Source organism: Natronomonas sp., assembly GCF_047616845.1.
Lineage (GTDB): Archaea > Halobacteriota > Halobacteria > Halobacteriales > Haloarculaceae > Natronomonas.
This window is the reverse complement of the sequence record NZ_JBLGBY010000016.1, coordinates 13,845-40,082: the sequence shown is the minus strand read 5'-3', so window position 1 is coordinate 40,082 and position 26,238 is coordinate 13,845. Positions and strand designations below refer to the sequence as shown.

The window sequence follows — 26,238 nt, the reverse complement described above, 5'->3', positions numbered from 1 at the left end:
TTTCTAAATAATCCAACCATGCTTCAATACTTCCTGTAGACTGTTTGATTACTTGGGAGTGTTCTATTGTGCTTCGAAATCCAGCGGTCGAACCGCTGGCTATTGATGTCCCAGCAATGGAAGCACTACCGATGACTGCAGCTGTCTTGATGACTTTTCTACGATTGGGGTCATTCCTGACCATGCCCCTAGTATTAAAGAGCAATTTATAAAATCTTCCCCCTATTGCATAAGAATCATTCTCCCATTAAAAATATTATACTTTTATAGTTGAAATTTGGTGAGTTAGGTATCTCCCTTGCACCAGGTATATAAAAAATAACCTGATCTATCGAGTTGCTCCTGGAGAAGACGTATCCTCTGTCGATGATGCCAGGCAGTACCAACGACACACGAAAATATTTTTATTCATCTATAATAAATTGATTATATGGAACGGCGCTCGATCCTTGCGGCTGTTGGTACAATGCTAGGTGGCATAACTGCTGGATGTAGCCGTCTCAGTACAGATGACCGAACCGAAGAATATGTGTATGGATTGTACAACTATTCGGATAAATCTCGCTCTTTCACTATACAAATCAAAAATACGTCATCCGGGATAATCCATACTAAAACAGCTCAATTAGAAGGTGGCAAAGCGACTGAACCCGATTCGGATGATGAAATAACGTTTGAGGGAGATCCGGTGCGGATACTTGTGCAGGTGGATTCTTCTGAGAAAGAAAACTTACCTTGGCCGGCTTCTTCATCTGCTGAAGGAAAAATCGCCACGAGCGCAGAAATCTCTTATGGTCAAGAAAATGAAGGAGAAATATCCGTCCATGGACTGTAATATATAAGAATTCTAGAGCGTGTCATAGAATAGTGCGCATGGTTGTCTGCGTATTCGGAGCCAGCGGCTTCAAGACCGTCACCTCCGGTCGCACAGCAGTCGTTCGATCCGAGTTGAACCAACGTCGATACGGACGAAACATCAGTATCCATACCTAAGCGGAGTCTTTTTGACTGGTTGTAAACGCTGTGCACCAGGTGCACGCTCTTCTAAACACGTTACGGCTTGAAACAGTAATCAGGCCGACAAAATCGTGGGACGGATTCTATGACACGCTCATTCTAAGTAATGATGAAGGCTATTCCCTATTGACGATAGTAGACTTAGCGCTCGACGTCGCGAACCGCTTCGATGCGCTTTTCGATGGGTGGGTGGGTCGCGTACAGTTTCTCCAGTGCCGAGCGCTCGCCGCCGAAGATACACAGCGCGGAGACGTTGTCGTCGAGTTCGACGTCGCGACCCTGACTGGCGCCCGAGATCTTCTGGAGGGCACGCGCCATCGCGTCGCCGCCGACGTGGCGGGCCGCATCGGAGTCGGCGACGTACTCTCGATACCGCGAGATGGCCAACACGAACACCATCGCGACCGACTGGACGAGGATACTCGCCAGATAGCCGACGAGGAAGCCCCCAATTCCACCCTCTCGGGTGGAGGCGACGACGACGTACGCCGCCAGCCCGAGCATCGAGGCGATGGATTGACCCATCACCATCGTCACGACATCGCGGTTGTCGATGTGGGCGAGCTCGTGGGCGAGGACGGCTTCGAGTTCGTCGGGGTCGAGCAGCTGGATGAGTTCCCGTGAGACGACGACGACGCCGGCGCCGCGTCGCCCGACGGCGAAGGCGTTCGGGACGCCCATGTCCGCGACCATCAGTTTCGGCTTCTCCAAGTCCATATCGCCGGAAACGCGCTCGACCGCCCGGTGAATCTCGGGGTAGCGGTCTTCGGACATCTCTTCGGCGCCCGCACTCCGAAGTGCGGCCCACTTGCCGAATTTGTACTGGAAGCCGGCGAAGGCGATGGTACCCAGCACGACGATCGGCAGGCCGAGGCCGTACACCTCAAGCGCGACGATTGCAAGGAGCATGTAGAAGCCGAAGAGGATGCTCCCCACGACCGCCATGCGGGCCTTGAGTCCTACGTGTCTCATTGTATCCCTGGGTTGGGAGTTGCCAGCTATATGGCTTCTGGCTTGTGTGGTATCATTCCGCACGGATGACTCACAATACATAAGTCGGTTCGCGCCGCGTTCCCGGGTATGCGACCTCGCGCGCTCGGCGACCGCCACCGCCGTCGGATGGAGCCCAGCCAGCGCGCCGCCGATTCTCACACCGGCAAACGTCCGTAGCATGGTCTACGGCGGGTGTGGCACCCCCGTCGTAGGTCGGTTCCGGACGCATCGCCTGACGACCCATACGGATTGTTGTAGTCGGGTACCGGCGAACGCCGACCCGTACCGGCCGCTCGCTGGTAATTTGGTACACCAATCCGTATCACTCCGAACCCACAGCACATGACCCACGACACCTTCACCGGCGTGTTCCCTGCGATGACCACGCCGTTCGACGACGACGAGAGCATCGACCACGAAACCCTGCGCGCCCACGCCCAGCGGCTCGAAGCCGCCGGCGTCGACGGCCTCGTCCCCGTCGGCACGACCGGCGAATCCGCGACGATGACCCATGACGAACACGTCGAGGTCATCGAGACGGTCGTCGACGCCGTCGATGACGTCCCCGTCATCGCCGGCTCCGGCTCGAACAACACCCGCGAGGCGCTCGAACTCTCCGAGCGGGCCGAAGCCGCTGGCGCCGACGCCCTGCTTCTCATCTCGCCGTACTACAACATCCCCGAACCGGACGGCATGGAGCACCACTTCCGCGCCATTGCCGACGCCGTCGACCTGCCGCAAATCGTCTACAACGTCCCCGGCCGCACCGGGCGCAACATCGCCGTCGAGACGGCCGTCGCGCTGTCCCGACACGAGAACATCGTCGGCTACAAGGCCGCAAGCGGCGACCTCAACCGGACGAACGAGGTCATCGAACGCACCCGCCACGAGAACTTCTCGGTGCTGTCCGGCGATGACGCCTTGACGCTGCCCATCATCGGCCAGGGTGGCACCGGCTGTGTCTCCGTGGCCGCGAACGTCGAACCCGAGCGGACGGTCGCCTTGGTCGGCGCCGCACTGGAGAACGATTTCGACCGCGCGCGAGAACTCCAGTACGAACTCGGAGACCTCTTCCGGACGCTGTTCATCGAGACGAACCCGATTCCCATCAAGGAGGCCATGGAGATTCGGGGGATCCACTCGTCGACGATGCGGTCGCCGCTCAACCCGCTCCAGCCCGAGCACCGCGAGCAGCTGGGTTCAGTGCTGGCAGAGCTGGACGAATGAGGCTCGTCGTCATCGGCGCGACCGGCCGGACGGGCAGCGAGATCGTCGCGGAGGCCAGCGGCCGCGGTCACGATGTCGTCGGCGTCGCGCGCTCGGCGGACACCGTCGAGGACGTCCGCGTCCACCCGACGGAGAAACTCCGCGACCTGCTCGAAGGCGAGGCCGGCGACGGGCCGGCGGACGTCGCCATCGACTTCACCGTGCCCGGCGCCTGCCGGGAATACGCCACCATGGCCGCCGAGGCCGGCGTCCCCTACGTCGTCGGCACGACGGGCTTCGACGAGGAAGGTCTCGACGAACTCAAGGAGGCAAGCGAGTCGATTCCCGTCCTGAAGGCCTCGAACTTCGCCCGCGGCGTACAGGCGCTGTTGCGCGTCGTCGAGGCGGGCATCGAGGCGCTGCCCGGCTACGACATCGAACTCACCGAGACGCACCACAGCGGCAAGCGTGACGCCCCGAGCGGGACGGCCAAGAGCATTCTGAACGCAGTCGACGAGGCCCGCGAGAGCGACTCGGAACTCGACCGCACGCACGGCCGCGAGGGCGAGCACCTGCGCGAGGAAAGCGAGGTCGGCGTCCACGTCCGGCGGGCGGGCAACGTTCGCGGCGAGCACGAGGTGCTCCTGGCCGATAACGACGAGGTGCTGACGCTGACCCACCGCGCGGAGTCGCGGCGCGTCTTCGCTGCCGGCGCGGTCGACGCCGCCGAGTGGCTCATCGGCAAAGAGGCCGGCTGGTACGACTTCGAGGACGCGCTGTAACGGCCGCGTTCGAGCGCGTCCCCGAATCCAACAGAGCCAAGGCCTGGGTTTTCGTCCGTGGACACAATGAGCGTACTCCAAAACGACATCGAGGAACTGCAGCGACGCAAAGCGGACGGACTGACGGCCGAGGAGGCCGGCACCGAAGAATACGCCGTCCTGGAGGAGTTCCTGCAGGCGCTGGAGGCGGGCGAGGTGCGGGCCGCCGAGAAGCGCAACGGCGAGTGGCAGGCCAACGAATGGGTCAAGCAGGGTATCCTGCTCAACTTCGGCCTGCGCGAAATCGAGACGCACACCTACGGCGGCGTCAGTTATCACGACGTGTTGCCGCTTCGAGAGACCGACGACCTCCCGGAGCGCGGCAGCCGGAACACGCCGGACGGCACCGTCATCCGCCGCGGCGCCTACGTCGGCAGCGACGCGATTCTCATGAGTCCGGCGTTCGTCAACATCGGCGCCTACGTCGGCGACGGGACGCTCGTCGATTCCTGTGACACCGTCGGGTCGGCCGCCCAAATCGGCGACAACGTGAAACTCGGCGCGAACACGCTCATCGGCGGCGTGCTCGAACCCGTCGAGGCCGCACCAGTCATCGTCGAGGACGACGTGTCGCTCGGCGCGGGCTGTCGCGTCACCAGCGGCTTCGTCGTCGGCGAGGGCAGCATCGTCGGCGAGAACACGCTTCTGACGCCGCGCATTCCCGTCTACGACCTCGTCGAAGAGGAAGTCATCTACGGCGAACTGCCGCCGCAGCGTCGCGCCTTCACCCGCTTCGTCGAGTCAAGTGTCGGCGACCACGACCTCTTCGAGGGCGGTGCCTACAAGCCCGCTGTCGTCGCGACGGACGTCGAGGAAGAGACGCTTGAGGCGACGAAACGCGAGGACGCACTGCGGGAGTAACGGGACGCTATTCGTTGTCGGTGTCGTCCGGCTCTTCGCCCGCCGCCTCGGCCTCGGAGCCGTCGCTCGCCTCTTTCGGGGCCGCTACTCCGATTCCTCGGCCGTTTCGCTCTCCTCTGCGTCGGCAGCATCGGACTCTTCCTCCGCCTCTGTCTCCGCCTCCGCTTCCGCATCGTCTTCGATTTCGATGGCCGTCGCATCGTCCAGCCCGTCGTCATCGTCCATGGCGCCGGCGCCGAACGAGACCGTCATCGCAAAGCGGTTCTCGTCGACGACGCTGCCGATGGCGGCGCCGAAGGGGCCGAACGTGGCTCCGAGGACGGTGCCGATGGGAGTGCTGCGGTCGCGCGTCTCGTCGTCGGTCATACACGAGGGTGTGTCGGCAGCCGACCCAAACGTTTCGGTCGAAGCCGGAACCCTTGTTAGCGGCCGTCCCCCTTAATCGGGCAATGAGTCTCGCCGCCTCGCCGCTCGTCAAGCGTCTCTCGGAGTGGGACGGCCCCCGCCTCGAACGGCTCGCCGAGGAACACGGCACGCCGCTGTACGTGATGGATCACGACCGCATCCGCGAGAACTACGCGCGGTTCGACGACGCCTTCGATTTCGCCCACGTCATGTACGCCGCGAAGGCGAACACGGGGCGGGCCGTCATCCGGACGCTCTACGATGCCGGCGCGGATGTCGAGTGTGCCGCCGCTGGCGAACTCGACCGCGCGCTGAAAGCCGGCGTCGCGCCCGATGACCTCCAGTACACGGCGGTCAATCCGCCGGACGGCGACCTCGATTACGCCGTCGACCTCTGGGAGGACACCCCCGAACTGACGATTACCGTAGGCGCCGAGATGACGCTCGACCGCCTCGAGGCGCGCGGCTTCGACGGCCGACTCGCACTCCGCGTCAACCCCGGCATCGGTACCGGCCACCACGAGAAAGTCGCGACCGGCAAGGACGCGAAGTTCGGTGTTCCCTACGAGGAGGTGCCCGACCTCGTCGAAAAGGCCCGCGAGCGCTTCGAATTCGTCGGCCTCCACGCCCACGTCGGCAGCGGCGTCCTCTCCGATGACCTCGACGACCATCGACGTGCCCTCCAGAAGGTCGCCGACCTCGCCGAACGCGTCGGTGACCTGGAGTTCCTCGATTTGGGCGGCGGCTTCGGCGTTCCGTACCGGCCGGACGAGCCACCGCTCGACATCGAGGCCGCCGCCGAGATGGTTCGGGAGGTGACCGAAGACGTCGACGCGACGATCGCCCTCGAACCGGGGCGGTATCTCGTTGCCGACGCCGGCACGCTCCTGACGCGGGTCAACACCATCAAGGAGACGCCGGAGACGCGCGTCGTCGGCGTCAATGCCGGCCTGACGGCGATGATTCGGCCGGCGATGTTCGATTCCTATCACCACATCCGCAACGTCACGGGCGGCGACCGCGACCCCGTGCCGTCCAGTGTCGGTGGCCCGCTGTGTACGAGTGCCGACGTGTTCTGCACCGACCGGCCGATTCCCCGGCCCGAGGCGAACGACCTGCTCGCAATCGGCAACGTCGGTGCCTACGGCATCAATCTCGCAAGCCAGTTCCACTCCCAGCCCCGGCCCGCCGAGGTCGCCATCGACGGCGACACGGAGCGCGTGACGCGCCGCCGAGAGACGTTCGACGACCTGACGCGGCTGGAAGACGAAGCGCCCGGCAACGAATAACCGCGCCGGCAACCGCGACCGCCGCGCGACGTTTTATTATCGGCTCGACTGAACGTGGCCCATGGCCGACGCCAACCGCTGGTTTCTGGAGCACCACGACCACCTTCGCGACCTCGGTATCGAACTCGAAGCCCAGGAAGAAGGGTATGTCCGGCTCTCGCTACCGTTCGACGAGTCGCTCGCGAATCCCGGCACGGGCGTGATGCAGGGCGGCGTCGTCGCGACGCTCATCGACCACGCGGGCGGCGCCGCCATCCGAACGACGCTCGATGCGCCACGGGAGACGCCGCACGCCTCGACGGAACTGAACGTCAGTTACGTCCAGCCGGCGACGGGTGACCTGACCGCCGAGGCGACGGTCGTCCGGGTCGGCGGAACGATGGGCGTCGTCGAAGTCGAGGTCACGACGGATACTGAAGAGGGCGAGGAGACGGTCGCAGTCGGGCGGGTATCGCTGCACCTCGACCGAAGCTGACTGTCGGCGCTCCTCACTCCAATTCGTCGACGAGCTCGGAGCCGAGACCGGTGTAGGAGTCGGGCGTGAGCGCGTGCAGTTCCTCACGGACGTCTTCGTCGACGTCGAGGTCGTCGAAGAGCCGCTGGAAATCCGAGAGCGAGGCGCGCTCGCCGCGTGAGAGTGCCTTGATGCGCTCGTAGGCTTCGGTGTCGCCCTCGCGTCGGAGGATGGTCTGGACGGCCTCGCCGATGACCTCGGGGTTTTCCGCGAGGGCTTCGAGCATGACCTGGCTGTTGGGCGCGACTTTCGCGAGGCCGTTTGCGGCCTTCCCGTAGCCGATGAGACAGTGGGCGAAGGCGGCGCCGATGTTGCGCTTGACCGTCGAATCCGAGAGGTCACGCTGGAGCCGCGAGGTGGTGACGTAATCCGCGAGGAACGTCAGATCGGAGTTTGCCTTGGTGAGATTGCCCTCGCTGTTCTCGAAGTCGATGGGGTTGACTTTGTGCGGCATCGTCGAGGAGCCGGTCTCGCCCTCGACTGTCTCTTGGCCGAGATAGCGGTCGGAGACGTAGAGCCACATGTCCAAATCGAGATCGCGGAGGACGTTGTTGACACCGCGGAGCGCGTCGAACACCGCCGCGAGGTCGTCACAGGGGTTGACCTGCGTCGTGAGCGCGACGTGTTCGAGGCCGAGGGATTCGACGAACGTCTTCGAGAAGGCCTGCCAGTCGACGTCCGGGTAGGCGGCGTGGTGGGCGGCGTAGGTGCCGGACGCGCCGGCGAGTTTCCCCGAGAGGTCGTCGGCTGCGGCCTCGACACGGCCCAGCGCCCGGCCCAGTCGGGCGGCGTAGACGGCCAGTTCTTTGCCATAGGTCGTCGGTGTCGCGGGCTGGCCGTGCGTGCGAGCGAGCATCGGCAGGTCGCGGTGGGTTCGGGCCTCGGCGGCGAGCGTGTCGCGAAGTTCGCGGATTTCGGGGATGAGGACGTCCTCGACGGCGGGTTTGACGAGCAGCCGCTGGGCGAGGTTGTTCACATCCTCGCTCGTGAGGCCGAAATGCACCCACGGCCCCTGTTCGTCCTCGTCGGGCAGCGCCATCCGGATGAAATACTCGACGGCTTTCACGTCGTGGTTGGTCGCCGAATACTCCTCGTACCCCTCGGTTTCGAGCCGTTTGATGACATCGGCGTCGTCGGCGTCGAACGACTCATAGAGCGCCCGGAGGTCGGCGCGGGTGTCGGCGGCCAGTTCCAGCGGCGTGGCCTCGAGGTCGGCCAAGGCGATGAAGTACTCGACTTCGACTTCGACGCGAGCACGCATCAGCGCCGCCTCGCTGGCGTACTCGGTGAGCGGTTCCGTGTAGCGGGCGTAGCGGCCGTCAAGCGGTGAGACCGCGTAAAGTGAGCCCCGGTCAGTCATGGGCGTACCTGCGGCGAGACGTTGAAAAAGGGTGTCGATACCGCCCACATCGCCCGGGCGCGTTCGGCAGTGTCCTCATACTGACGGACGTACGTGATTGAACTGTAGAGCTGCTCATTTGGTCTGTACTGGGGTAGAGAAGCTATCTACCTGAATATGTCTTTACGAACGTACGTCCGTCAGTATCACCCACCGCGGGGAGTTCGCCGGTTCTGTTCATACATCTGACGTGTTATCCTTGTATGCGCGGTCGGCCATCCCCGTCTCGGTCGTCTGGTAGCGGGCGCCGCCGAGTTCTTCCTTCGAGAGGTCGACGCCGAGGGCCGCTTTCACGAGCGCAGGGCCGGCGACGGCGAGTGTCGACCCCCTCCCGGATGCGGTGGCCGCCGTCGTGGAGCAGGACGGTCGGGAAGCCGCGTTCGAGCGCCAGCTCCACCACGCGTTTCAGTTTCTATCCGCCGGTGTGGCCGATTGAGCCGCCTTTAACCGTGAAATCGGTGGCAGCGACGGCGACGGCGCCGCGAGCTGGCCGATCACGTCGAAGTCGTCACAGAGGTAATCAACCCGCTCGCGGGCGGTGAGTTTGTCCTGGGCATGTTGCTTCTCGACTGCCTCTGGTCGTCCCTCATCGGAGACGGCCCGCTTTGCCTCGCGCACCCCTTCGAGAAGGACGTCGATGTGCGTCTCGTCAGACATATGCCGACGCTTGTCCCGGTGGCTGTTAACAATGTTTGTCTGATCTCGGATGCGAATACGGCTCGTTAAGTTCGTTCGGATAGTCACGAACGTGTATATTACTGCTGTGGATGCGGATCCATGCCGGCAAAGTGTGCATCTATATGAACACCTCCGGAGCCGCAACCGCAACTACTTTGCCGGACGCGGGGCCCTCTTTCCGTATGCAAATAGCCGGTCTGGCCTCGAACCGCGGCCGAAACCTGCTTCACATGGCCGACACCGAACCGGGTGGTGCGGAGTTCGCCGTCGTGCTCACGAACGAGGAGGGCGCCCCCGTTCTCGAAGGCGCCGTAGAGCGTGGGATTCCGACCGAAATCGTCGCGAAAGCCGACGACGAGACGCGCGAGGAACACGAACAGCGCATTCTCAAGCGACTGAAGGAGTACGACATCGACCTCGTCTGTCTGGACGGGTACATGCGCATCCTCACCGAGGAGTTCCTCGACAACGCGCCGACGACACTCAACGTCCATCCGTCGCTTTTGCCGTCGTTCCCGGGCATGGACGCTCACGAGCAGGTGCTCGACGCCGGCGTCTCGGTGACTGGCTGTACCGTCCACGTCGTCGACGAAACCGTCGATGGCGGCCCGATCGTCACACAAGAGCCCGTCCCCGTCTTCGACGGCGACGACACCAACGACCTCAAAGAGCGCGTCCTTCACGAGGCCGAATTCACCGCGTACCCCCGTGCCGTCAAGTGGTTCGTCCAAGACCGTGTGACCGTCGAGGACAGCGAAGTGTCCGTCGAGGGCGACGACGGTGGGCAGTTCCCCGCCCGTCGCCTCAGCAGCGATGACCGCGGCCGCGAACTCCGATACGGCGAGAACCCCCATCAGGACGCCGCGGTGTACGTCGACGCCGCCAGTGAGGAGGCAAGCGTCGTCCACGCCGACCAGCTCAACGAGGGGGCAAAGGCGCTGTCGTACAACAACTACAACGACGCCGACGGCGCGTTGAACCTCATCAAGGAGTTCGATTCGCCCGCCGCGGCCGTCATCAAGCATACCAATCCGGCCGGCTGTGCCACCGCGGGCACGCTCGATGCGGCCTACGAGCGTGCGCTCTCGACCGACCCCATGAGCGCCTTCGGCGGCATCGTCGCTCTGAACCGCGAATGCGACGCCACGACAGCCGACCTCATCACCGACTCGTTCAAGGAGGTCGTCGTCGCCCCCAGCTACACCGACGCCGCACTCGACGTCCTCTTCGAGAAGGACAACCTCCGCGTTCTGGACGTAGGCGAACTCGGAGCGCCCTCCGAGCCGCTCACCGAGAAAGACCTCGTCGGCGGCCGGCTCGTCCAGGAGCGTGACCTCCAGCGGCCCACGGCCGACGACCTCGAGTTCGTCACCGAGCGCGAGCCGACCGACGAACAGGTCGAGACGATGCGTTTCGCCTGGCAAACCATCAAACACGTCAAATCCAACGCCATTCTCTTCGCGAAGGACACCGAAACCGTTGGCGTCGGAATGGGCCAAGTGTCCCGTGTCGACGCCGTCCGACTCGCTGCGATGAAGGCGGACGAACACGCAGAAGGGAAGGACGCCGAGGGTGCTGTGATGGCCTCGGACGCGTTCTTCCCGTTCCCGGACGGGATCGAGGAGGCCGCCGACGCCGGCATCGAGGCCGTCATCCAGCCCGGTGGCTCGGTCAACGACAAGGACGTCATCGAAGCCGCCAACGAACACGATATCGCGATGGCGTTCACCGGCCAGCGGGCGTTCAAACACTGAGTTCCGGCAGACGGTTTATATACGAACGCGCGGCCAGACGGCCCATGCCTTGATGAGTGACCGACGGCCATCTGGATACCGCGCGGCTGGCCGTCGAGCGGTGCCGCCTGTTCGATCCACCACGACACGGCGCGTTTTTGCCAGTCGCAGCCCTACACGTGGCATGGACGTACTCGGGGATGCCATCGACCGCGAGACCCGGTCGAACGCCACGGCGCTGCGTGCGCCGGCTGTCGGTCGCACGTACGATTATCGGCGGTTCTGTACGAGCGCCTGGAAGGTCGGCAACTTCCTGCGACATCTCGGCGTCCGGGGCGGCGCCGGGGTCGCCATCGCCGACGACCCGGTTCCGGAACCGGTGTTGACCTTCTACGGGGCCGCACTCCTCGGCGGCATCGTCCGGTTCGGGCCGCCAGACGATGTCGACGGAGTACGAGCGCTCGTCATCCCCGAAAGCGACTTCGGGGGCTATGCGACCGGCCCGTCGGTGAAACGGGTCGCCTACGGGGGCGCTCCCGACGACCCCTCGGCATCGTATTTCGAGCGGGACGTCTGGAGCGAAAACCCCACCGAGCCGCCGGATGTCATCGCCACTGATGATCCACTCCTGCGAACGCGGGATGGAACGTACAGCCACGGCGCTGTCGTCGGTGCCGCCGAAACCGTCGTCGAGGAACACGGCATCGCGCCGGGCGACGAAGTCGTCGTCAATGGCTCGTTCACCGAGGCCGGCGTCGTCGCGGCGGGACTCGTCGCGCCCATCGTCGCGGGAGCCACTGTCGTCCTCGATGCGGGGAGCGTCGGTGACATCGTGGTCGGGGGGCCCGAAAGCGACGTCAAGACATCGGAGCTCCTCGACGGCACCGAGACGCGCTAATCGTCCAGTGTCGAACGACGAACCATCGATACTCGGTATCGCGTTACGGTGAACGACGCTCACGTGGACACTCCGGCGCGATCTCGAATCGGGTCATCGCGGTGCGTCAATCGTACCGTTCGACGACTTCGCCGATGGCGAAGGAATCGCGGACGGTTTCGAGTTCGACGTCGACCGTTTCGGTGAGTTCCGTATCCGGCACGAAAACCACGAATCCATCGATGTAGCCGATGCCGTCGCCTTCATCGCCGAGTTCCTCGATTTCGAGATAATGCGTCTCGCCTTCCTCAACTGGGACGTTCGAAGTTTGACTCATGGGTAGTCACGCTCGATGCTCACCTCGATAATCGTTACCACGGAACTTGAAATGCCGTGTTCGTTTCGCCGAACGCAAGACTTGAACCGCCCGACACCATCCACCGGATATGGACGACGACCGTATCGTCGACGCCGAGGAGGTCTCCGCGGATTCGACGGTACTCTTTACGGTACGTGAGGGATTCGACGAGAAGGAGGTGCTCTTGGTTCGGCTCGAGGACGGCGTCGCCGCCTGGCGGAACTACTGTCCACACTGGAGCGACGTGCGGATCGATAAGGGCAGCGGCGCCGAGTTTCGCGACGACGAACTCGTGTGTACCCGCCACGGCGCGACCTTCGAGGTCGATTCGGGCCACTGCACCTACGGCCCCTGTGAAGGTGCGTATCTGGAGGCCGTCGACGTGGAGGAGCGGGATGGTGGCGTGTATCTGACCGACGAGGACTACAAGTTTGACCACCTCGGGCCGAAAAGCGACCGTGACCTCTCTTCGGGGCGAATCGGCTTCGACGGCGCCTAGTAGCAGCGCGTCTCCACGCGTTCGTCGTAGAGCCGCTGTAACAGCGACGTCATCGGCCCGCCGCCGAGTTCGATGCCATCGACGGTTTCGATGGGTCGTAACTCCCACGTCGTGTTCGTCAGGAACGCCTCGTCAGCGCTCCGGACATTATCGAGCGTGTACCGGCCCGTTTCAACGGGGAACTCCTCGCTCTCGGCGAGTTCGATGACGAGTTCGCGAGTGATACCAGGGAGAAGCGACCCCTCGGCGGGCGTTTTTACCACGCCGTCGTCGACGAAGAACAGATTGCTCGTCGACCCCTCGGCGACGTAGCCGTCGGTGTCACGTATGAGCGCCTCGTCCGGCTGGTAGGTGTCGCTCGACGCCGTTCGGAGTTCGAGCCTGGCGAGGATACCGTTGAGGTAGTTGTGCGTCTTGGCGTCGGCCGGAAGCGCCGCATCAGGAGGCCGACGGGTCTTCACCGACTGGACGACTGCGGGGTCGTCCCAGACGCGTTCGCCGTCGACGCCGCCGCGAGGGAGCGGCCTGACGTAGACGACGACGGTCGGGTCGACATCTTCGTCCGGCGTCAGTTTCCCCAGCTGGACGCCCCGGCTGATCGAGGTTCGGACGTAGGCACCTTCGAGGTCGTTCGCATCCAGCGTCTCGGCGACGCGGAGCGCCAGGTCATCGGGAACCGCGTCGGGCATTCCGAGCGTCTCACACGTCCGCTGGAGCCGCTCGGCGTGTCGCTGCCAGCGGTACACCTCGCCGCCGTAGGCGCGGCAGGTCTCGAAGGCCGCATCGCCGTAGCGGAATCCCCGGTCGTCGACGCTGACGGTCGCGTTCTCGCGAGCGACGAGCTCGCCGTTTACGTGGTACTGCATTGGGCACAGAACGTTTCGACCATGCGCTCACCCGTATCGGTGAGGATGCTCTCCGGATGGAACTGGACGCCGACGTGGGGTTTCTCGCGGTGTCGAACACCCATGACGACGGCGCCCTCGTCTTCGGTGTGGGCCGTTTCGACGAGCGACTCGGGGAGGTCGGAACGCTCGACGGCCAGTGAGTGGTATCGACCCACCTCGAAGCGGTCGGGCAGCGATTCGAATAGCCCCTCGCCGTCGTGGGAGACGGTCGAGGGTTTGCCGTGGACGACCTCCGGCGCGTGTCCCACCGAGGCCCCGTTTGCGGCACACAGCGCCTGGTGGCCGAGACAGACACCGAACGTCGGGTAATCGAGCGCTTCGAAGAGAGCCATCGAGACTCCGGCTTCCTCGGGCGTTCCTGGCCCGGGCGAGACGACGATGCCATCCGGGTCGAGCGTTCGGATGCCCTCGACATCGATCTCGTCGTTGCGTTTTACCACAACGTCCGCGTGGGCGCCGACGTACTGGACGAGGTTGTAGACGAACGAGTCGTAGTTGTCGATGACGAGTATTGTGGGTCGTGACATCAGTCAGCGGCCTCCAGTGTGAACGTCGCGTGCTCGTCGAGCGCGGCGTCGATGGCGTTGATGAGCGCCCGCCCCTTGTCGAGCGTCTCCTCGTACTCGCGGTCGGGGTCGGAGTCGTGGACGATGCCGGCGCCGACGCGCAAATCGTACCGTTCGCCGTGGCGGACGAGCGTGCGGATGACGATGTTGAGCGTCGCCCGGTCGTCGAAGCCGAATGCGCCGATTGCGCCCGTGTAGGGGCCCCGGCGCGTAGCCTCGACCTCGTCGATGATCTCCATGGTTCGGGGTTTCGGAGCGCCGGTGATGGTGCCGCCCGGGAAGACCGCGGCGACGGCGTCCGCAAGCGAACAATCCGTGTGGCGCGTGCCCTCGATGAGGCTCACGAGGTGCATTACCTCCGAGTAGCGGTCGACGCGGCGGTACTCCCGAACGTCGACCGAGCCGTACTCGCTTACTTTTCCGAGATCGTTGCGTTCGAGGTCGACGAGCATGGCGTGTTCGGCACGTTCCTTCTCGTCGGAGCGGAGGTCGGCTTCGAGCGCCTCGTCATCTTCGGGGGTGCCGCCGCGGGGCCGCGTGCCGGCGATGGGTTCGGTCAACAGTCGGTCACCCTCGACATCGAGGAGCAGTTCCGGGCTTGCGCTCACGAGGTCGACACCCGGGAACTCCACGAGCGCGGAGTACGGAGCAGGGTTCACACGCCGGAGTGCGGCGAAAGCCTCGACCGGGTGGACGGTCGCCGGCGCCGAGAGCCGCTGGGAGACATTCGCCTGGAAGGTGTCGCCCTCGCGGATGTATTCTTTGACCCGGCGGACGCGGTCGGCGAATTCGGCCCGAGAGCAATCTGAGTCGAACGTCGCCTGCGTCTCGGTGGCGCCACGACCGACCGAACGGTCGCCAGCGACAGCCCGAGCGATTAATTCGCGAGCGTTGGAGACGCCCCATTCGTAAGCGACGTCGGCGGATTCGTGCTCGTCGAGGCGCGGGCAGGCGGTCACCCGAAGCGTCGCCTCGTTCGTCCGTGGCTCCTCCCACGCGACGACGCGGTCGTACTTTGCGGCCTGGAACCGTGGAAGCCCACGGTCATCGACCGTTTCGTCCGGCAGCGCCTCCAGTTCTCGCGCGACATCGTAAGAGAGCCAGCCGAACACGCCACAGGGATACGGCACGTCGCAGTCGCCGCGTTCCAGCGTCTCCGAGGCGAGGACGGTGTCCAGCGTCTCAAGCGATGGCGCGCCGTCGTCGATCGGCGTCGCCTCGGCCGACACGGTGACACGCTCGATTGGGTCGGTCGCGAAATACCCCCAGCCGGGCTGTCCGCCGGTGGTTTCAAGAAACACGTCGCCACCGTCACCGCGCCGCGCTCGCCGGTACGCATCGAAGGGGTCGGCGACGCGAATGCGGAGTTCGACCGGTACCCGCGCGTCGGCCGGCGCCTCGGCTGCCGTCGCGCGGAAGGCTTCCCGGTCGGTGGCGACTCGCATTGTCGAAGAAGAACGCGCCCGAACGATAACCGCTTTGCGGTCTATACCTCTTCGGCGCGCTCCTGCCAGCGGGTGATCCGCTTCTCGGAGAGCTCGGTGCGACCCGCAAGCTCTTCCGGGTCGACGTCAAGGAGGTTGTTGACCGTCTCGATGCCGGCTTCGTTGAGACGTTTCGCGTAGGCGGGGCCGATACCGCTGACGTTCTCGATAGGGACGTGCCCGTCCTCGGGCTCTTCGGGAACAGGGCCGGCGGCTTCGGCCGGTTCCGCGGCCACGTTGTCGGTGCCGCTGTGGTTGCTCACATCGGTGCCGCTCTCGGCGGGTTCGGTCGCAATTTCCTCGTCGCGCGGCGGCTCCTCGGTCATCGAACCGGTCGAGGCCGACGCGTCGGTGCCTGCGGCGGCGGATTCCTCTTGAATCTCCTCGTCGTCCTGCTCTCGTTCGACTTCGACTTCCGTCTCCGATTTGCTTTCGGAGCTTTCGAGGCCGAATACGGCTCGGATCATCTTGAATACACTCATATAACCGATGGGAGAATCGGCTTCTACTTAAACCCGGCCAACCGCGACAACAACCGCGAGCGTCTCACAGCGCCGCCCGGAGAGCTGAATTCATCGTTTCGACCGGTGCTTCGCGGCCCGTCCAGAGTTCGAACGCCTCCACGCCCTGAAACAACAGCATCCAAGCGCCGTCGATGGTCGTCGCTCCGACCGCGTCGGCGTCCCGAAGCAGTCTGGTCTCCAGTGGCTTGTAGACGGCATCCAACACCGCGAGGTCGGAATGAAGCGCTGATTTCGGAACGGGCGTCTCGTCGGACTCCATGCCGACGCTCGTGGCATTGACGAGCACGTCGGCGTCCGAAAGCAGCGAGTCCAGGTCATCGAGGCCGTGTGCCGTCGCCGAAGGGACATCCTCGGCCAGCGACCCCGCTCGCGACACCGTTCGGTTTGCGATGTGGACTGTCATCCCCTCGTCGGCGAGCGCGAAGGCGGCCGCCCGTCCAGCGCCACCGGCCCCGACGATGACAGCGGTGCCGGAAAGCGACACCCCGTGATGGTCGAAGGCGCGCGTGACGCCCGCGGCGTCGGTGTTGTGGCCCGTCGGCTCACCGGAGAAATCGATGGTGTTCACCGCTCCGATGCGCTCTGCGAGTGGGTCGGCATCGACGAACGGGAGCACCGATTCCTTGAACGGGATGGTGACGTTCAGCCCCCGGATGCCGAGCGCGCTCGCACCGTCAAGCGCCATGCCGAGCGACTGCTCGGAGGGTTCGAACGTCACGTAGCGGGCGTCGATATCGAGTTGCTCGTAGGCCGCCTCGTGCATCGGTGGCGACACCGAATGCCCAACCGGGTCGCCGATGAGGCCGTAAACCTGCATATCCGGCCCGACTCCGGCCTCGGGCAAAAGCGTTCCCGAAGTCGGCATAAATCGTATACAGCGATAAGAAATCGCGGTGAATGGCGATTCCGAATTTACGGCTAGATCGCCCAGTTCCACCCTCTTTATGACGTTCCTGAAACTATCGAGTTCGGTTCACAACTCATCCACTCGTAAAATACCTGAGTTTTTGAGAAGTCGTCTGACGTGACCGATCTCTCAATTTTCGCTCAGAAAAGAGAACCGCCGCTACCGGCCTCGCTGACCCGAACGAAGAGACCGGCTATCCCGGCTCAAGGAAGAAGTCCTCAACAGTATCGAGGAACTCCTCGGACTCGACTACCGAGTCCGTCGTCCGTCCCTTCTCGCCTACCAGTGGGATACCCAAGTCCTTCTTTGCGCGGAAGTCTGCCAGCTTCCACATCGCAGCCACGCACGCGAAGCAGAAGTAGAACAGGTGCAGTCAGAGGTTCTTAGACTGCGTCGGCGCGAGGAACATCTTCACGATCTCGTAGCACTTCTCCTGTTCACCCCGCTTGCTGTACTCTTCCATCGCCGCTACGGCCCACGGTCAAGACCGATCTCGTCACGTACGTCCTTGTTCGTCGCGAACATCGCAGTCTTGTCCGGGTTCTGGTTGCTGGGCATCGCCACGATGTTCGTCTCGTAGGTCTTGCCAAGTCCTTCGACCGGCCGAAGACACCGTGATCTTGCTTGACACGTCATCGTCCATACGCTTCTCGAATCGCTTGAGCCTGTCACGCTTCGGGGCAGACATCACGTACTTCGATGGAGTCTCGTTGAGCGACCACAGCACGCCCGCGCTGTAGAACTCCGCGTCGAGATACGCCTCCTCGATGGACAGGATCTCCCGTGCCCGCCAGTATAGCTCGCGAACGAGGACGACTCGGGGAACCCCTTTTGCAACCGAACGCACCACGAGTGGAATCCGAAAGCGTTGGCCGACGATGTTCAGCGTGATGAACTTGTAGCACTTCGCGTCGCTGTCCTCGTCCTGCACGCCGTGGACGAACTGCCCGGTCGCGTCGTCCGAGAGTTCCCTGGACGTCTCGCCGATATCTTCGACGACGGGGTCGCTCTTCTCGCGGTCTCCCGGAAGGGGTATCTCGGTGCCGTCGACGCCGATCTTCGCCGGACGGTCGGACTCGACGAACTTCTTGAGCTTCCCGAAGATCTGTTCGACCAGCCTATCGTGCATCCGGACGAAGTTGGTGGGGTGGAGCCTGTTCGGGTGGTGGCTGAATGTATCGCCGTGTGGCTTGTTGTTCTCGCACTCGGCGGGATCGAGGCGGTCGCCGTCCTTCGCGCGTGACAGCCGTGACTGGTCGGGCACGTCGCCCGCCCCGTGCGTGTCCGGGATGTCCTCGAAGCCGAAGGCAGCGGCCTCATCGGGGTTTTCTTCCATCCGGTCGAGGATGGCGTCGATGGCGTTTCCGGGAAGTTGGTGGAAGAGGTAGACCCTGACGAGGGCGGTCTCGATGTCGTGGGGGGTCGGGAAGGTCGTCATCCGCCATACAGTCGAGTGGTCGTGGCTCTGGCTCTCGGGCGTCGGGGTGTTGTTTCCGATGTTTCTGCCGCTGCCGTTCACTCCCATATGTCGGGGACGCGTAAAACGCGTTTTGCTCTCATTCGGCGTCTTATAACCTCTATACCCAAGCATTACAATAGTGGGATGTGGATTGGAGCTGTGTTCTCTCACCTGCCCGAAACCTCGGGGAGCAACAGGCTGCCCCTTTCACCCTTATACTGTGGTAGAGGCGCTGTGGTGATGGAAGTGATGCGATGAGAGTGCTAATCGACTTAGAGGCAGAGATGGACGCGGCCTACGACCCGGAGTACCACGGCCGGCTCCGGACGCGCCTTTGGGATGCACTCCGCGACACTCCGTACGACGAACACGGCGCGGAGACACCCGGGTTCTCGTTCTCCAACCCCTTCCCATGGGGTGATCTGGCGGAGGGCGACGAGCGCCAATTGCTGGTCGCCTCTCCCCGCGAGGAGCAGTTGGCGCACATCGTCGCCGACCTTCTCGAAAACCACGAGGTACACGCGGGGTCGATGCCGTTCCACGTGACGGACACGCGGGCGCTTGATCCCGATGTCGGTCCGCCGGGCGCGGAGGGCATCCTCGAGACCGCGACCGGCGTATATGCTGTCACGCCGCCGCAGTACCTCGACGACCCCGAAGCGCACGACGACGAGACGTTTTGGCGGCCGGAACACGGGATGGAGGCGTTCTTCGACCACGTGGAGACGCAGCTCCAGCGCAACCACGACCGGTTTATGCCGAATGGCGACCCGGGGCCGAAGGAGGTCGACGCGCCGCTGTTCGAGTCGTATGAGATGATCAAGAAGCTCTGGCTCGACGTCCAGCTGTCGAGTGATGTGGAGTGGACAGTGCTGGTGTCGAAGTGGCGGTTCCCGTACCGCGTCCGCGACGACCACCACCGCCGGCACCTCAACCTCGCCTTGGACGTCGGCATCGGCCGCCGGACGCCACTCGGCTTCGGCTTTCTCAACAAGCGACAGGAAGACGATGAGTGAGATCGCTCTCGACGCCAGCGAGGACGTGGACGACATCGAGGAAATTCTCCTTGACCGTCCGATGGCATCGCTGTACGACATCGCGTATCTCTACGGGAAGCTCCACGCGCTGAACACGGCGAAGCAGTACGACGTGCCGATCGACGACCGGTACGTCGAGCGGATGACCCACGAGTCGCGCTCCGGTTACTACGAGCAGGAGGTCGGTCTGTTTAGCGTTCTCGTCGACCTCACGGGCGACAGTCCGACTCTCGGCGAGGCCGGCGAGTTGGACGAGCGGCCGGACGACGACGTGTCCCCGTTCGTCGCCGAGTCGCTCGATCACGAGAAGATGCTCCGCGTCGGATTCAGCCGACAAGGCAGTCGGGCGGCCGGTCACAATATGTCCTTGGCACATGATGTCTCGGGTCTATCCTTGACGCGCGAGGAGACAAGAGAGAAGTGTGAGAAGTACGCCAAACAGCTGTTCGACCGCTGGGCGGCGTCCGACTCCGTCGCCGACGTGGCCGGTGATCACGACGACGGATGGATCCTCGAAGGCCTCAGAGATGTCGGAGAAGACGGCGAGTTGATGGCCAGCATCGAGGACGGTGTCGTGGATGCCATCCGCAAGAGCTTCGGAGACGAGTTCAGCGGCGTCCTCTCCGTGCGCCTGAATCTCCCTGGCACCGACGGATACGTCTATCCGGGCGAGGTGGAGGTGCTGAACGAAGCGATGCGCTACAGATGGATCGAAAAGCGGATGCGGTCGTACTCCGAGGCTGACGACGCGTCCGGCGACGGTTGGGGACTCATAACCGGAGACACCGGCGAGGTGTTCGGGTTGAGTGACTCCCCGCTACAGCGGTACAAGGGGAAGATGGCCGAGAAGTTCCCCAACCTCGTGGTTGACGAGAGCTGGCAGCAGCGCCCGCTCACCACCGAGGCCGCGTTCGCCGTGTCGTCGGGGAGCGTGCCGCTACTGGAGAACTTCGTCCAGATTCTCGGCGAGGACACGGCGGCGTACTACGTCCCGTACGTCCCCGAGCCGACGGTCGAGCAGGCGGTCGCGCTGTACGAGTTGGCAATGGACGCCGCCGACAACAGCGGGGCGGTCGTCGGCGTCATCAAGGACGCGGCCACCGATCCCGTCAATCCGCTGTACGACGACCTCCAGATTCACTACGTAGCCGCCTACACGCCGGGGAACAAGCGCAAGTTCATCGAGGAGGAGCCGTGCGTGGATTCGGATCGGATCCGCTCCATCAAGCGGGCACACACAAACGTCCTGAAGGATGGCCTTGTCGATCCCGACGGCGACAGTCCGCCCCTGTTCCCGTCGCCACCCTACGGCCGGCTGACGGACGACGGAGACGAGCGGGGCAGCAAGTACCTGCGGAGGAACGCACCGGTCGTCACCGGCGTCCTCACCGGGGGGTACTTCCAGAGCACCTTCCGCCACCAGAGCACGGATGAAGACAGAGACGACCACGGCACGACCGACCTCCGCGCGGAGGCGACGAGTACCGCCCTCGCGTCCGACGGCCAGATCGATCCGGACTGGCTCCTCACACAGTACGTCACCCGCCTGATCAGCGAACAGCGCAGCGCGTTCGAGGACGGCAACGAACTGCCAGAGTCGCTGCTCACCCGCCAGTACGTCCAGATGCAGGCACTCGCCCGCGCGGGCGTCCTCGGCGACGCCTCATCGGACGACCCACGAACCATCCCAGCAAGCACTGAAACCATGAGCGACACGATCGACTTCAGCGACAGAGACGACCGACTCGAACAGTTCATCGACAGCCATTCCGCCCTCGCAGAGGATGAGGAGCGCCGCGCGGCGTTCCTCCTCGGCGCTCTGATCGGCCGCGTGGCCGCCTACCAGAGCCGGAACGGCATCTCCCGCACCGTCATCCGCCAGCATCCCATCGACGCGATGACGCGGCGGCGCATCTCCACCACGCTCGGCAAGGTGCTGGAAAAGAACGCCCACTATTCGGACAACGATGAGAGCGCGGGGATGCTGATGAACGACCGCTACATCACGCGGCTGAACGACATCGTGAACCGACGGATTCCGGAGGAGTGGTCGCTCTCGACCGACGACCTCCGGATGCACTACGGTCTCGGCCTCACGTACGGCAAGAACGACACCACGCTCGACGACGCAGACGAGGACGAGGCCGAAGCGGCAGCAGCCGAGGCACAGACTGACGACTGACCCCTCCGATCAACCAGACACAACACCAACGATGACTGACACTGACGACGATACGATCCAGAACCGCTCCGAAATCGCCTTCGTAATCGACGCCAAGGACACCAACCCCAACGGCGACCCACTCACCGCCGACAACGAGCCGCGCATCGACCCCGTTACCGGGCAGTGCGTCGTCACCGACGTGCGGCTCAAGCGGTACCTCCGCGACCAGCTCGTGGAGGACGGCCACGTCGTGCTGATCGCCAACCCGAACGACGACGTGCTGACCCGCGAGGAGATGTACGACGCCGTCGAGGAGGAGATGGGCGTCAGCACTGACGAGGCCGAGCCTGAAGAACTCCTCGAGGCGTTCGTGGAGACCGCCGCAGACGTCCGGTACTTCGGGGCCACCATCTCGCTGGACACGGAGCTGGCCGAAGATCTCCCCGACCAGTTCGAGGGGCCGGTGCAGTTCAACCACGGCCGCAGCTACCACGAGGTCGCCCGCAACACCGAGTCCAAGCAGCTCGCCACCGTCATCGCAAATGAGGACGACGACGAGGAGGATGGCAAGAAGGATCAGGGCACGTTCGCCACGGACAACCGCATCAGCTACGGCGTCATCGGGTTCGGCGGCAGAATCAACGACAACGCCGCAGCCGACACCCGCCTCACCGAAGAGGACGTCGAGCGGCTCGATACGCTCTGCTGGCGAGCACTGAAGAACCAGACCGTCACGCGGTCGAAGGCGGGACAGCAGCCCCGCCTCTACGTCCGCGTCGAGTACGAGCGAGATGGGTTCGAAATCGGCCGGCTCAACGATCGCATCGGCGTGGCCAGCGACCTGCCCGAGGACGAGCTCCGGGGGACGGATGACTTCCACCTCGACGTCGCGGAACTCGTGACCGCGCTCGCCGACAACGAGGCCCGGGTCGAAACTGTCCACGTCACCGCCGACAGCGCGGTGGACTTCGCGCTCCCCGACGGCGAGACGGGCGACCGCGAGGCCTTCTACGCCGCCCTCGAGGACGCTCTCGGCGACGGCTCGGTCGACGCCTACGACGTGTACGAGCGGTACACGAACTGACACCGCCGCCTCACCTCTCCACATATGACGCAACAAGACCTCACCGACTACGCGTCCGATGGCGGCGATTCGCCGACCGCTTGGTTCGTCCCCAACACCTGCATCGGATTCGACGTGACCGCCGACTTCGCCCACTTCCGGAAGGTGGGCAACAACAGCGCCAAGCCCAGCTACTGCGTCCCGCCGCGGACGACCGTCGCTGGCCTGCTCGCGGGGATCATGGGGATGCCCCGCGACAGCTACTACGACCTGTTCTCGCCGTCGTCGTCCGCGCTCGCGGTTGTCCCGAAGAGGCTGCCCCACACGTACACGATGGGGGTCACGACGGTCAACACTAAGGCCGACGACGCCATCCAGTACCTCCCAGAAGAGAAGCACTACACGAAGTCGACAGAGATGCTGACGCCCGAGTCTTACGTGAGGTACGACCGGCAGCGCGACACCTACGAGATGCTCGTCGATCCAGTATATCGCATCTACGTCGCTCTCGCCGACGAGGACGTCCACGACGAACTGCGGGAACGTCTCGAGGCTTCCCGGTACCATTACTCGCCGGCACTCGGCCTCTCCGAGTGCATAGCCGATATCCGAAACGTGGACACTCATACGGTCGAATCCGCCACCACGGACGCCGTCGACTCCGCCACGTACGACGACTGCGCGGTCGTTCCCAGACCCGGCGTCACGGTCAAGCGCGAGCGGGCACCGCTCTCCATGGAGATGATCGACGGTGGGCGGCGGACTACCGAATTCGGCAACATAACGTACGCGACTGGCGACGACCGCCTCCCGGTAGACGCGTCGCGGACGCACGCGGTCGGCGACCACGAAGTCGTCTTCTACTGACACGCGAACCATGACCTTCGAGCAGTACATCTCGCACCCGGCCAAGACCGACGACGGCGAGCCAACGCTCCTCATCGGCGAAGGAGGCCGGTTCGACGACGATGGACACCTCCGGACGGTGGCCGACCGGATGGTTGAGGCCTGCCGCGGGCAGACGCTGGCCGACGGCACGCCGGCAGAGCCGGTCGCGAAAGTGATCGGTCTCACCCATGACTTCGCCAAGCTGACCCGCTGGGCACAGAAGCACCTCCGCGACCAGCCCTTCCAGCACTCCGACGAGTATCGGTACCACGCCTTCCCGAGTGCTCTCGTCACCCTGTACTGTCTACTGGAGTGCCGCGACGAGGTCGGCGATCACGCGGCCGAGGTGGCCACGCTCGTAGTCGCGGGCCACCACGACACGCGGTCGCCACCGGAGCCGTCCAAGTTGGCGGGGAGCTACGGTCGAACCACCGTCGAAGTCCAAGAGACGTACGAGCGCGTCGGCGAGCAGTTCGACGACATCGGCGACGAGGTACCCGAACGGGCTGACCGCATCATCCGCGCGGCGAACGGCGGAGAAGGATCGTGGGAAGACTTCCGCGAGTGGCACGACGACCGTACGGAACCAGTCGACGACGCCCACGACCATCTGGTGTACTTCGCCCGGATGAGTAATGGAGCCCCCGGATCTGGCTACTACGGAGACGTGGTTCGGCTCTGGACGGCACTCAAGTTCGCCGATCAGACCGCTGCGAGCGGGATCGAAGACCGCGACCTCGGCGGGACGCTCCCCGACCGAGAAGCCATCGACCGGCACGTCGACGACCTCGACGAGGGAGAGGGCGTGCTGGCGGATCTCAACTGTCTCCGCGACCGAGCTAGACGGAACGCGACAGAGAACGTCGAGGCTCTCGTCGAGTCCGACGATGTCGGACTGATCACACTTCCGACCGGATTCGGCAAGACGTACGCCGGGCTCTCGGCTGGCCTCCGGGCGGCCGATATCAACGACAGTCGACTGGTGTACGTCCTCCCGTACACGAGCATCCTCGACCAGACCGCGAGCGAGATTCAGTCTGTCTTCGGCGTCAGCCCGTACAGCCGGGCGTTCACCCTCCATCACCACCTCTCGAACACCTACACCGGACTCGGCGACCACTACACCGATGCCGACATCGGTCGCTCGCCGGGTGCCCTGCACGCGGAGTCGTGGCTGAGCGGCCTCACCCTCACCACCACCGTCCAACTCTTCGAATCGCTCGCCGCCCCGACCGCGCGGCAGGCGACCCGCGTGCCGTCCCTCCGCGAATCCGTCGTCGTGATCGACGAGCCACAGGCAATCCCCGAAGACTGGTGGCAGATTGTCCCGGCGCTTGTCGAGCTGCTCGTCGACACCTACGACGTCACCGTGATCCTGATGACGGCCACGCAGCCCGGCCTCGTCGAGTACGGTTCCGACGAACTCGACACGCGAGAACTCACCGACGAGACCGACCAGTACACGGACTTTCTCGCCGATCACCCCAGAGTCACCTACCGACTGCACGACACCGTCCGGACGGATCTGGGTGACGAGTACACGACGCTTGACTACCCCACCGCGGGTGGTCGGATGGCCGAGGCAGCAGGAGATGGACGGGACGTCCTCGCCGTCTGTAACACGCGGGCGAGCGCCGAAGAACTCTACCAGTACGTCACGCCGATGGAGAGTGTGGCAGAGAACGCACCGGTCGAACTTGGCCGCCTCCTCCACGACTATGTGGACGAGACCGGCGAGTTGCCGAGCCCCGTCGAACTTCGGCGCCTCGCACTCGACGCCGTGGCCGAGCAGGACGCCGCCACCGTCTACGCGTTCCTCTCTGGCGACGTGCGCCCCGACGACCGCAAGCTGCTCATCGACACACTCTACGACGACGAGGCGGGCGACGAGGACGACACCGTCCCGCTCCTCGACAGCGACGAGTCGGTCGTCCTCGTCTCCACGAGCGTCGTCGAGGCAGGCGTGGACGTGAGCTTCGACACCGTGTTCCGCGACTACGCGCCCATACCCAACATCGTCCAATCCGGCGGGCGGTGCAACCGCTCATTCGGCGGCGAGACCGGCGACGTGGTCGTCTGGCGGCTCGCCGAGCCCGAGGACGGCAACGCCATTCCCTCGTTGGTGATTCACGGCGGCGATGGCGGCAATGCTCTTCCGCTTCTCCGAGAGACCGGGCACGTCTTGCGGCGACACGAAGTGGATGGCTGTATCGACGAGTCGACAATGGTCTCCGACACCGTAGGCGAGTTCTACGAGTCGCTGTTCGAGAGGGAGCTGGATCCCGGCGATGAGCGGCTCGCCAAGGCCCTCTTCTCGGCGTCGATGTCCGAACTGGAGGGCGAACATATGATCGACGAGATCGAGGACTACGAGGACGTGGTCGCCTGCCTCACCGACGAGGAGCGAGGTGACCTGCTCGGCGGCGGTCTGGACGCGGGCGACATGGGGAGACATCCGGGGGCGCAGGTCAACACCGACCCCGACACGTGGACGGACAAGGCCACTGTCGGTAACTCGCGGTACCTGCTGGTGGACGCCCGCGATGCGTCCTATCACCCCGCGTTCGGCGTTCGATGAGCGACCGGTC

Annotated in this window: 27 protein-coding genes and 1 pseudogene; 14 read left to right on the top strand and 14 right to left on the bottom strand. The window is 64.1% G+C overall.

Translation table 11 applies throughout. From position 1 onward, the window contains the following. On the bottom strand, positions 1-184 hold a 184-nt coding region (locus ACI8UR_RS05285; RefSeq protein WP_415087627.1), incomplete at its 3' end, for a hypothetical protein. Positions 185-430: 246 nt separating this feature from the next. Between ACI8UR_RS05285 and ACI8UR_RS05280 the strand changes: the two genes are divergently transcribed. Continuing rightward, positions 431-835, top strand: a complete 405-nt coding sequence (locus tag ACI8UR_RS05280; RefSeq protein ID WP_411714741.1) for a hypothetical protein — start codon at positions 431-433, stop codon at positions 833-835. Positions 836-1,158: 323 nt separating this feature from the next. Here ACI8UR_RS05280 and ACI8UR_RS05275 read toward each other — a convergent pair whose 3' ends face one another. Further along, the gene (locus ACI8UR_RS05275; RefSeq protein ID WP_411714742.1) at positions 1,159-1,989 is read right to left on the bottom strand and encodes a M48 family metalloprotease; all 831 of its coding nucleotides are present in this window, start codon (positions 1,987-1,989) and stop codon (positions 1,159-1,161) included. A 363-nt stretch (positions 1,990-2,352) separates the two neighbouring features. Here ACI8UR_RS05275 and dapA point away from each other — a divergent pair, with 363 nt between their 5' ends. From dapA to ACI8UR_RS05260, 3 genes are all read left to right on the top strand, one after another. Next, entirely contained in the window at positions 2,353-3,237 is an 885-nt protein-coding gene (gene dapA, locus ACI8UR_RS05270) for a 4-hydroxy-tetrahydrodipicolinate synthase (protein WP_411714743.1), read from the top strand. Further along, positions 3,234-3,998, top strand: a complete 765-nt coding sequence (gene dapB, locus ACI8UR_RS05265; protein ID WP_411714744.1) for a 4-hydroxy-tetrahydrodipicolinate reductase — start codon at positions 3,234-3,236, stop codon at positions 3,996-3,998. The genes dapA and dapB overlap by 4 nt, the downstream gene beginning before the upstream one ends. A 66-nt stretch (positions 3,999-4,064) precedes the next feature. Then, positions 4,065-4,898: a 2,3,4,5-tetrahydropyridine-2,6-dicarboxylate N-succinyltransferase gene (locus tag ACI8UR_RS05260; RefSeq protein ID WP_411714745.1), complete on the top strand. Its 834-nt coding sequence runs from the start codon at positions 4,065-4,067 to the stop codon at positions 4,896-4,898. Between the two features lie 84 nt (positions 4,899-4,982). Here the strand turns inward: ACI8UR_RS05260 and ACI8UR_RS05255 are convergent, their stop codons facing one another. After that, complete coding sequence (locus tag ACI8UR_RS05255) at positions 4,983-5,264, bottom strand: hypothetical protein (RefSeq protein WP_411714746.1); 282 nt, start codon at positions 5,262-5,264, stop codon at positions 4,983-4,985. An 83-nt stretch (positions 5,265-5,347) separates the two neighbouring features. On the opposite strand from ACI8UR_RS05255, the gene lysA reads away from it, so the two are divergent. Continuing rightward, entirely contained in the window at positions 5,348-6,592 is a 1,245-nt protein-coding gene (lysA, locus tag ACI8UR_RS05250; protein WP_411714747.1) for a diaminopimelate decarboxylase, read from the top strand. A gap of 61 nt (positions 6,593-6,653) precedes the next feature. Next, positions 6,654-7,067 (top strand): PaaI family thioesterase, encoded by a 414-nt coding sequence (locus ACI8UR_RS05245; protein WP_411714748.1) that lies wholly within the window; start codon positions 6,654-6,656, stop codon positions 7,065-7,067. Positions 7,068-7,080: 13 nt separating this feature from the next. Here ACI8UR_RS05245 and purB read toward each other — a convergent pair whose 3' ends face one another. The 3 genes and pseudogenes from purB to ACI8UR_RS05230 all read right to left on the bottom strand — a co-directional run bounded on the left by purB (position 7,081) and on the right by ACI8UR_RS05230 (position 9,162). Next, complete coding sequence (gene purB, locus ACI8UR_RS05240) at positions 7,081-8,466, bottom strand: adenylosuccinate lyase (RefSeq protein WP_411714749.1); 1,386 nt, start codon at positions 8,464-8,466, stop codon at positions 7,081-7,083. 216 nt (positions 8,467-8,682) lie between these two features. Continuing rightward, positions 8,683-8,841: pseudogene (locus tag ACI8UR_RS05235) on the bottom strand (carboxyl transferase domain-containing protein); the annotation flags it as partial. A gap of 69 nt (positions 8,842-8,910) precedes the next feature. Beyond that, positions 8,911-9,162, bottom strand: a complete 252-nt coding sequence (locus ACI8UR_RS05230; RefSeq protein ID WP_411714750.1) for a hypothetical protein — start codon at positions 9,160-9,162, stop codon at positions 8,911-8,913. A 203-nt stretch (positions 9,163-9,365) separates the two neighbouring features. On the opposite strand from ACI8UR_RS05230, the gene purH reads away from it, so the two are divergent. Further along, positions 9,366-10,937: a bifunctional phosphoribosylaminoimidazolecarboxamide formyltransferase/IMP cyclohydrolase gene (gene purH, locus ACI8UR_RS05225; RefSeq protein ID WP_415087626.1), complete on the top strand. Its 1,572-nt coding sequence runs from the start codon at positions 9,366-9,368 to the stop codon at positions 10,935-10,937. A gap of 163 nt (positions 10,938-11,100) precedes the next feature. Next, complete coding sequence (locus tag ACI8UR_RS05220; RefSeq protein WP_411714752.1) at positions 11,101-11,814, top strand: acetyl-CoA synthetase; 714 nt, start codon at positions 11,101-11,103, stop codon at positions 11,812-11,814. Between the two features lie 106 nt (positions 11,815-11,920). Here the strand turns inward: ACI8UR_RS05220 and ACI8UR_RS05215 are convergent, their stop codons facing one another. Then, positions 11,921-12,130, bottom strand: coding sequence for a TRAM domain-containing protein (locus ACI8UR_RS05215; RefSeq protein ID WP_411714753.1), 210 nt, complete (start codon positions 12,128-12,130; stop codon positions 11,921-11,923). A gap of 109 nt (positions 12,131-12,239) precedes the next feature. On the opposite strand from ACI8UR_RS05215, the gene ACI8UR_RS05210 reads away from it, so the two are divergent. Further along, positions 12,240-12,650, top strand: coding sequence for a Rieske (2Fe-2S) protein (locus ACI8UR_RS05210; protein WP_411714754.1), 411 nt, complete (start codon positions 12,240-12,242; stop codon positions 12,648-12,650). Here the strand turns inward: ACI8UR_RS05210 and ACI8UR_RS05205 are convergent. The 7 genes from ACI8UR_RS05205 to ACI8UR_RS05175 all read right to left on the bottom strand — a co-directional run bounded on the left by ACI8UR_RS05205 (position 12,647) and on the right by ACI8UR_RS05175 (position 18,564). Further along, a complete protein-coding gene (locus ACI8UR_RS05205; protein WP_415087625.1) occupies positions 12,647-13,516 on the bottom strand; it encodes an aminotransferase class IV in 870 nt (289 codons plus the stop codon). The two genes, ACI8UR_RS05210 and ACI8UR_RS05205, sit on opposite strands and share 4 nt — an antisense overlap. Then, positions 13,501-14,085, bottom strand: coding sequence for an anthranilate synthase component II (locus ACI8UR_RS05200; protein WP_411714352.1), 585 nt, complete (start codon positions 14,083-14,085; stop codon positions 13,501-13,503). Before ACI8UR_RS05200 ends, ACI8UR_RS05205 begins: the two co-directional genes overlap by 16 nt. Further along, on the bottom strand, positions 14,085-15,569 hold the full coding sequence (gene pabB, locus ACI8UR_RS05195; protein WP_411714353.1) for an aminodeoxychorismate synthase, component I: 1,485 nt from the start codon (positions 15,567-15,569) through the stop codon (positions 14,085-14,087). Before pabB ends, ACI8UR_RS05200 begins: the two co-directional genes overlap by 1 nt. Positions 15,570-15,610: 41 nt before the next feature. Beyond that, the gene (locus ACI8UR_RS05190; RefSeq protein ID WP_411714354.1) at positions 15,611-16,090 is read right to left on the bottom strand and encodes a helix-hairpin-helix domain-containing protein; all 480 of its coding nucleotides are present in this window, start codon (positions 16,088-16,090) and stop codon (positions 15,611-15,613) included. A 64-nt stretch (positions 16,091-16,154) separates the two neighbouring features. Beyond that, the gene (locus ACI8UR_RS05185) at positions 16,155-16,949 is read right to left on the bottom strand and encodes a shikimate dehydrogenase (protein WP_411714355.1); all 795 of its coding nucleotides are present in this window, start codon (positions 16,947-16,949) and stop codon (positions 16,155-16,157) included. Between the two features lie 283 nt (positions 16,950-17,232). Next, entirely contained in the window at positions 17,233-17,373 is a 141-nt protein-coding gene (locus ACI8UR_RS05180) for a hypothetical protein (RefSeq protein WP_411714356.1), read from the bottom strand. A 162-nt stretch (positions 17,374-17,535) separates the two neighbouring features. Continuing rightward, a complete protein-coding gene (locus ACI8UR_RS05175) occupies positions 17,536-18,564 on the bottom strand; it encodes a hypothetical protein (RefSeq protein ID WP_411714357.1) in 1,029 nt (342 codons plus the stop codon). Between the two features lie 188 nt (positions 18,565-18,752). On the opposite strand from ACI8UR_RS05175, the gene cas6 reads away from it, so the two are divergent. From cas6 to ACI8UR_RS05150, 5 genes are read left to right on the top strand one after another with little or no spacing between them, the layout of a single operon-like run. After that, positions 18,753-19,514 carry a CRISPR-associated endoribonuclease Cas6 gene (gene cas6 / locus ACI8UR_RS05170; RefSeq protein ID WP_411714358.1) on the top strand — a complete coding sequence of 254 codons (762 nt, stop codon included), beginning with the start codon at positions 18,753-18,755 and terminating at the stop codon, positions 19,512-19,514. Further along, positions 19,507-21,717 (top strand): TM1802 family CRISPR-associated protein, encoded by a 2,211-nt coding sequence (locus tag ACI8UR_RS05165; protein WP_411714359.1) that lies wholly within the window; start codon positions 19,507-19,509, stop codon positions 21,715-21,717. Before cas6 ends, ACI8UR_RS05165 begins: the two co-directional genes overlap by 8 nt. Positions 21,718-21,748: 31 nt before the next feature. Next, complete coding sequence (gene cas7b, locus ACI8UR_RS05160) at positions 21,749-22,783, top strand: type I-B CRISPR-associated protein Cas7/Csh2 (protein ID WP_411714360.1); 1,035 nt, start codon at positions 21,749-21,751, stop codon at positions 22,781-22,783. Positions 22,784-22,807: 24 nt separating this feature from the next. Beyond that, on the top strand, positions 22,808-23,629 hold the full coding sequence (gene cas5b, locus ACI8UR_RS05155; protein WP_411714361.1) for a type I-B CRISPR-associated protein Cas5b: 822 nt from the start codon (positions 22,808-22,810) through the stop codon (positions 23,627-23,629). Positions 23,630-23,639: 10 nt separating this feature from the next. After that, positions 23,640-26,228 carry a DEAD/DEAH box helicase gene (locus ACI8UR_RS05150; RefSeq protein WP_411714362.1) on the top strand — a complete coding sequence of 863 codons (2,589 nt, stop codon included), beginning with the start codon at positions 23,640-23,642 and terminating at the stop codon, positions 26,226-26,228. The last annotated feature ends 10 nt before the right edge of the window (positions 26,229-26,238 follow it).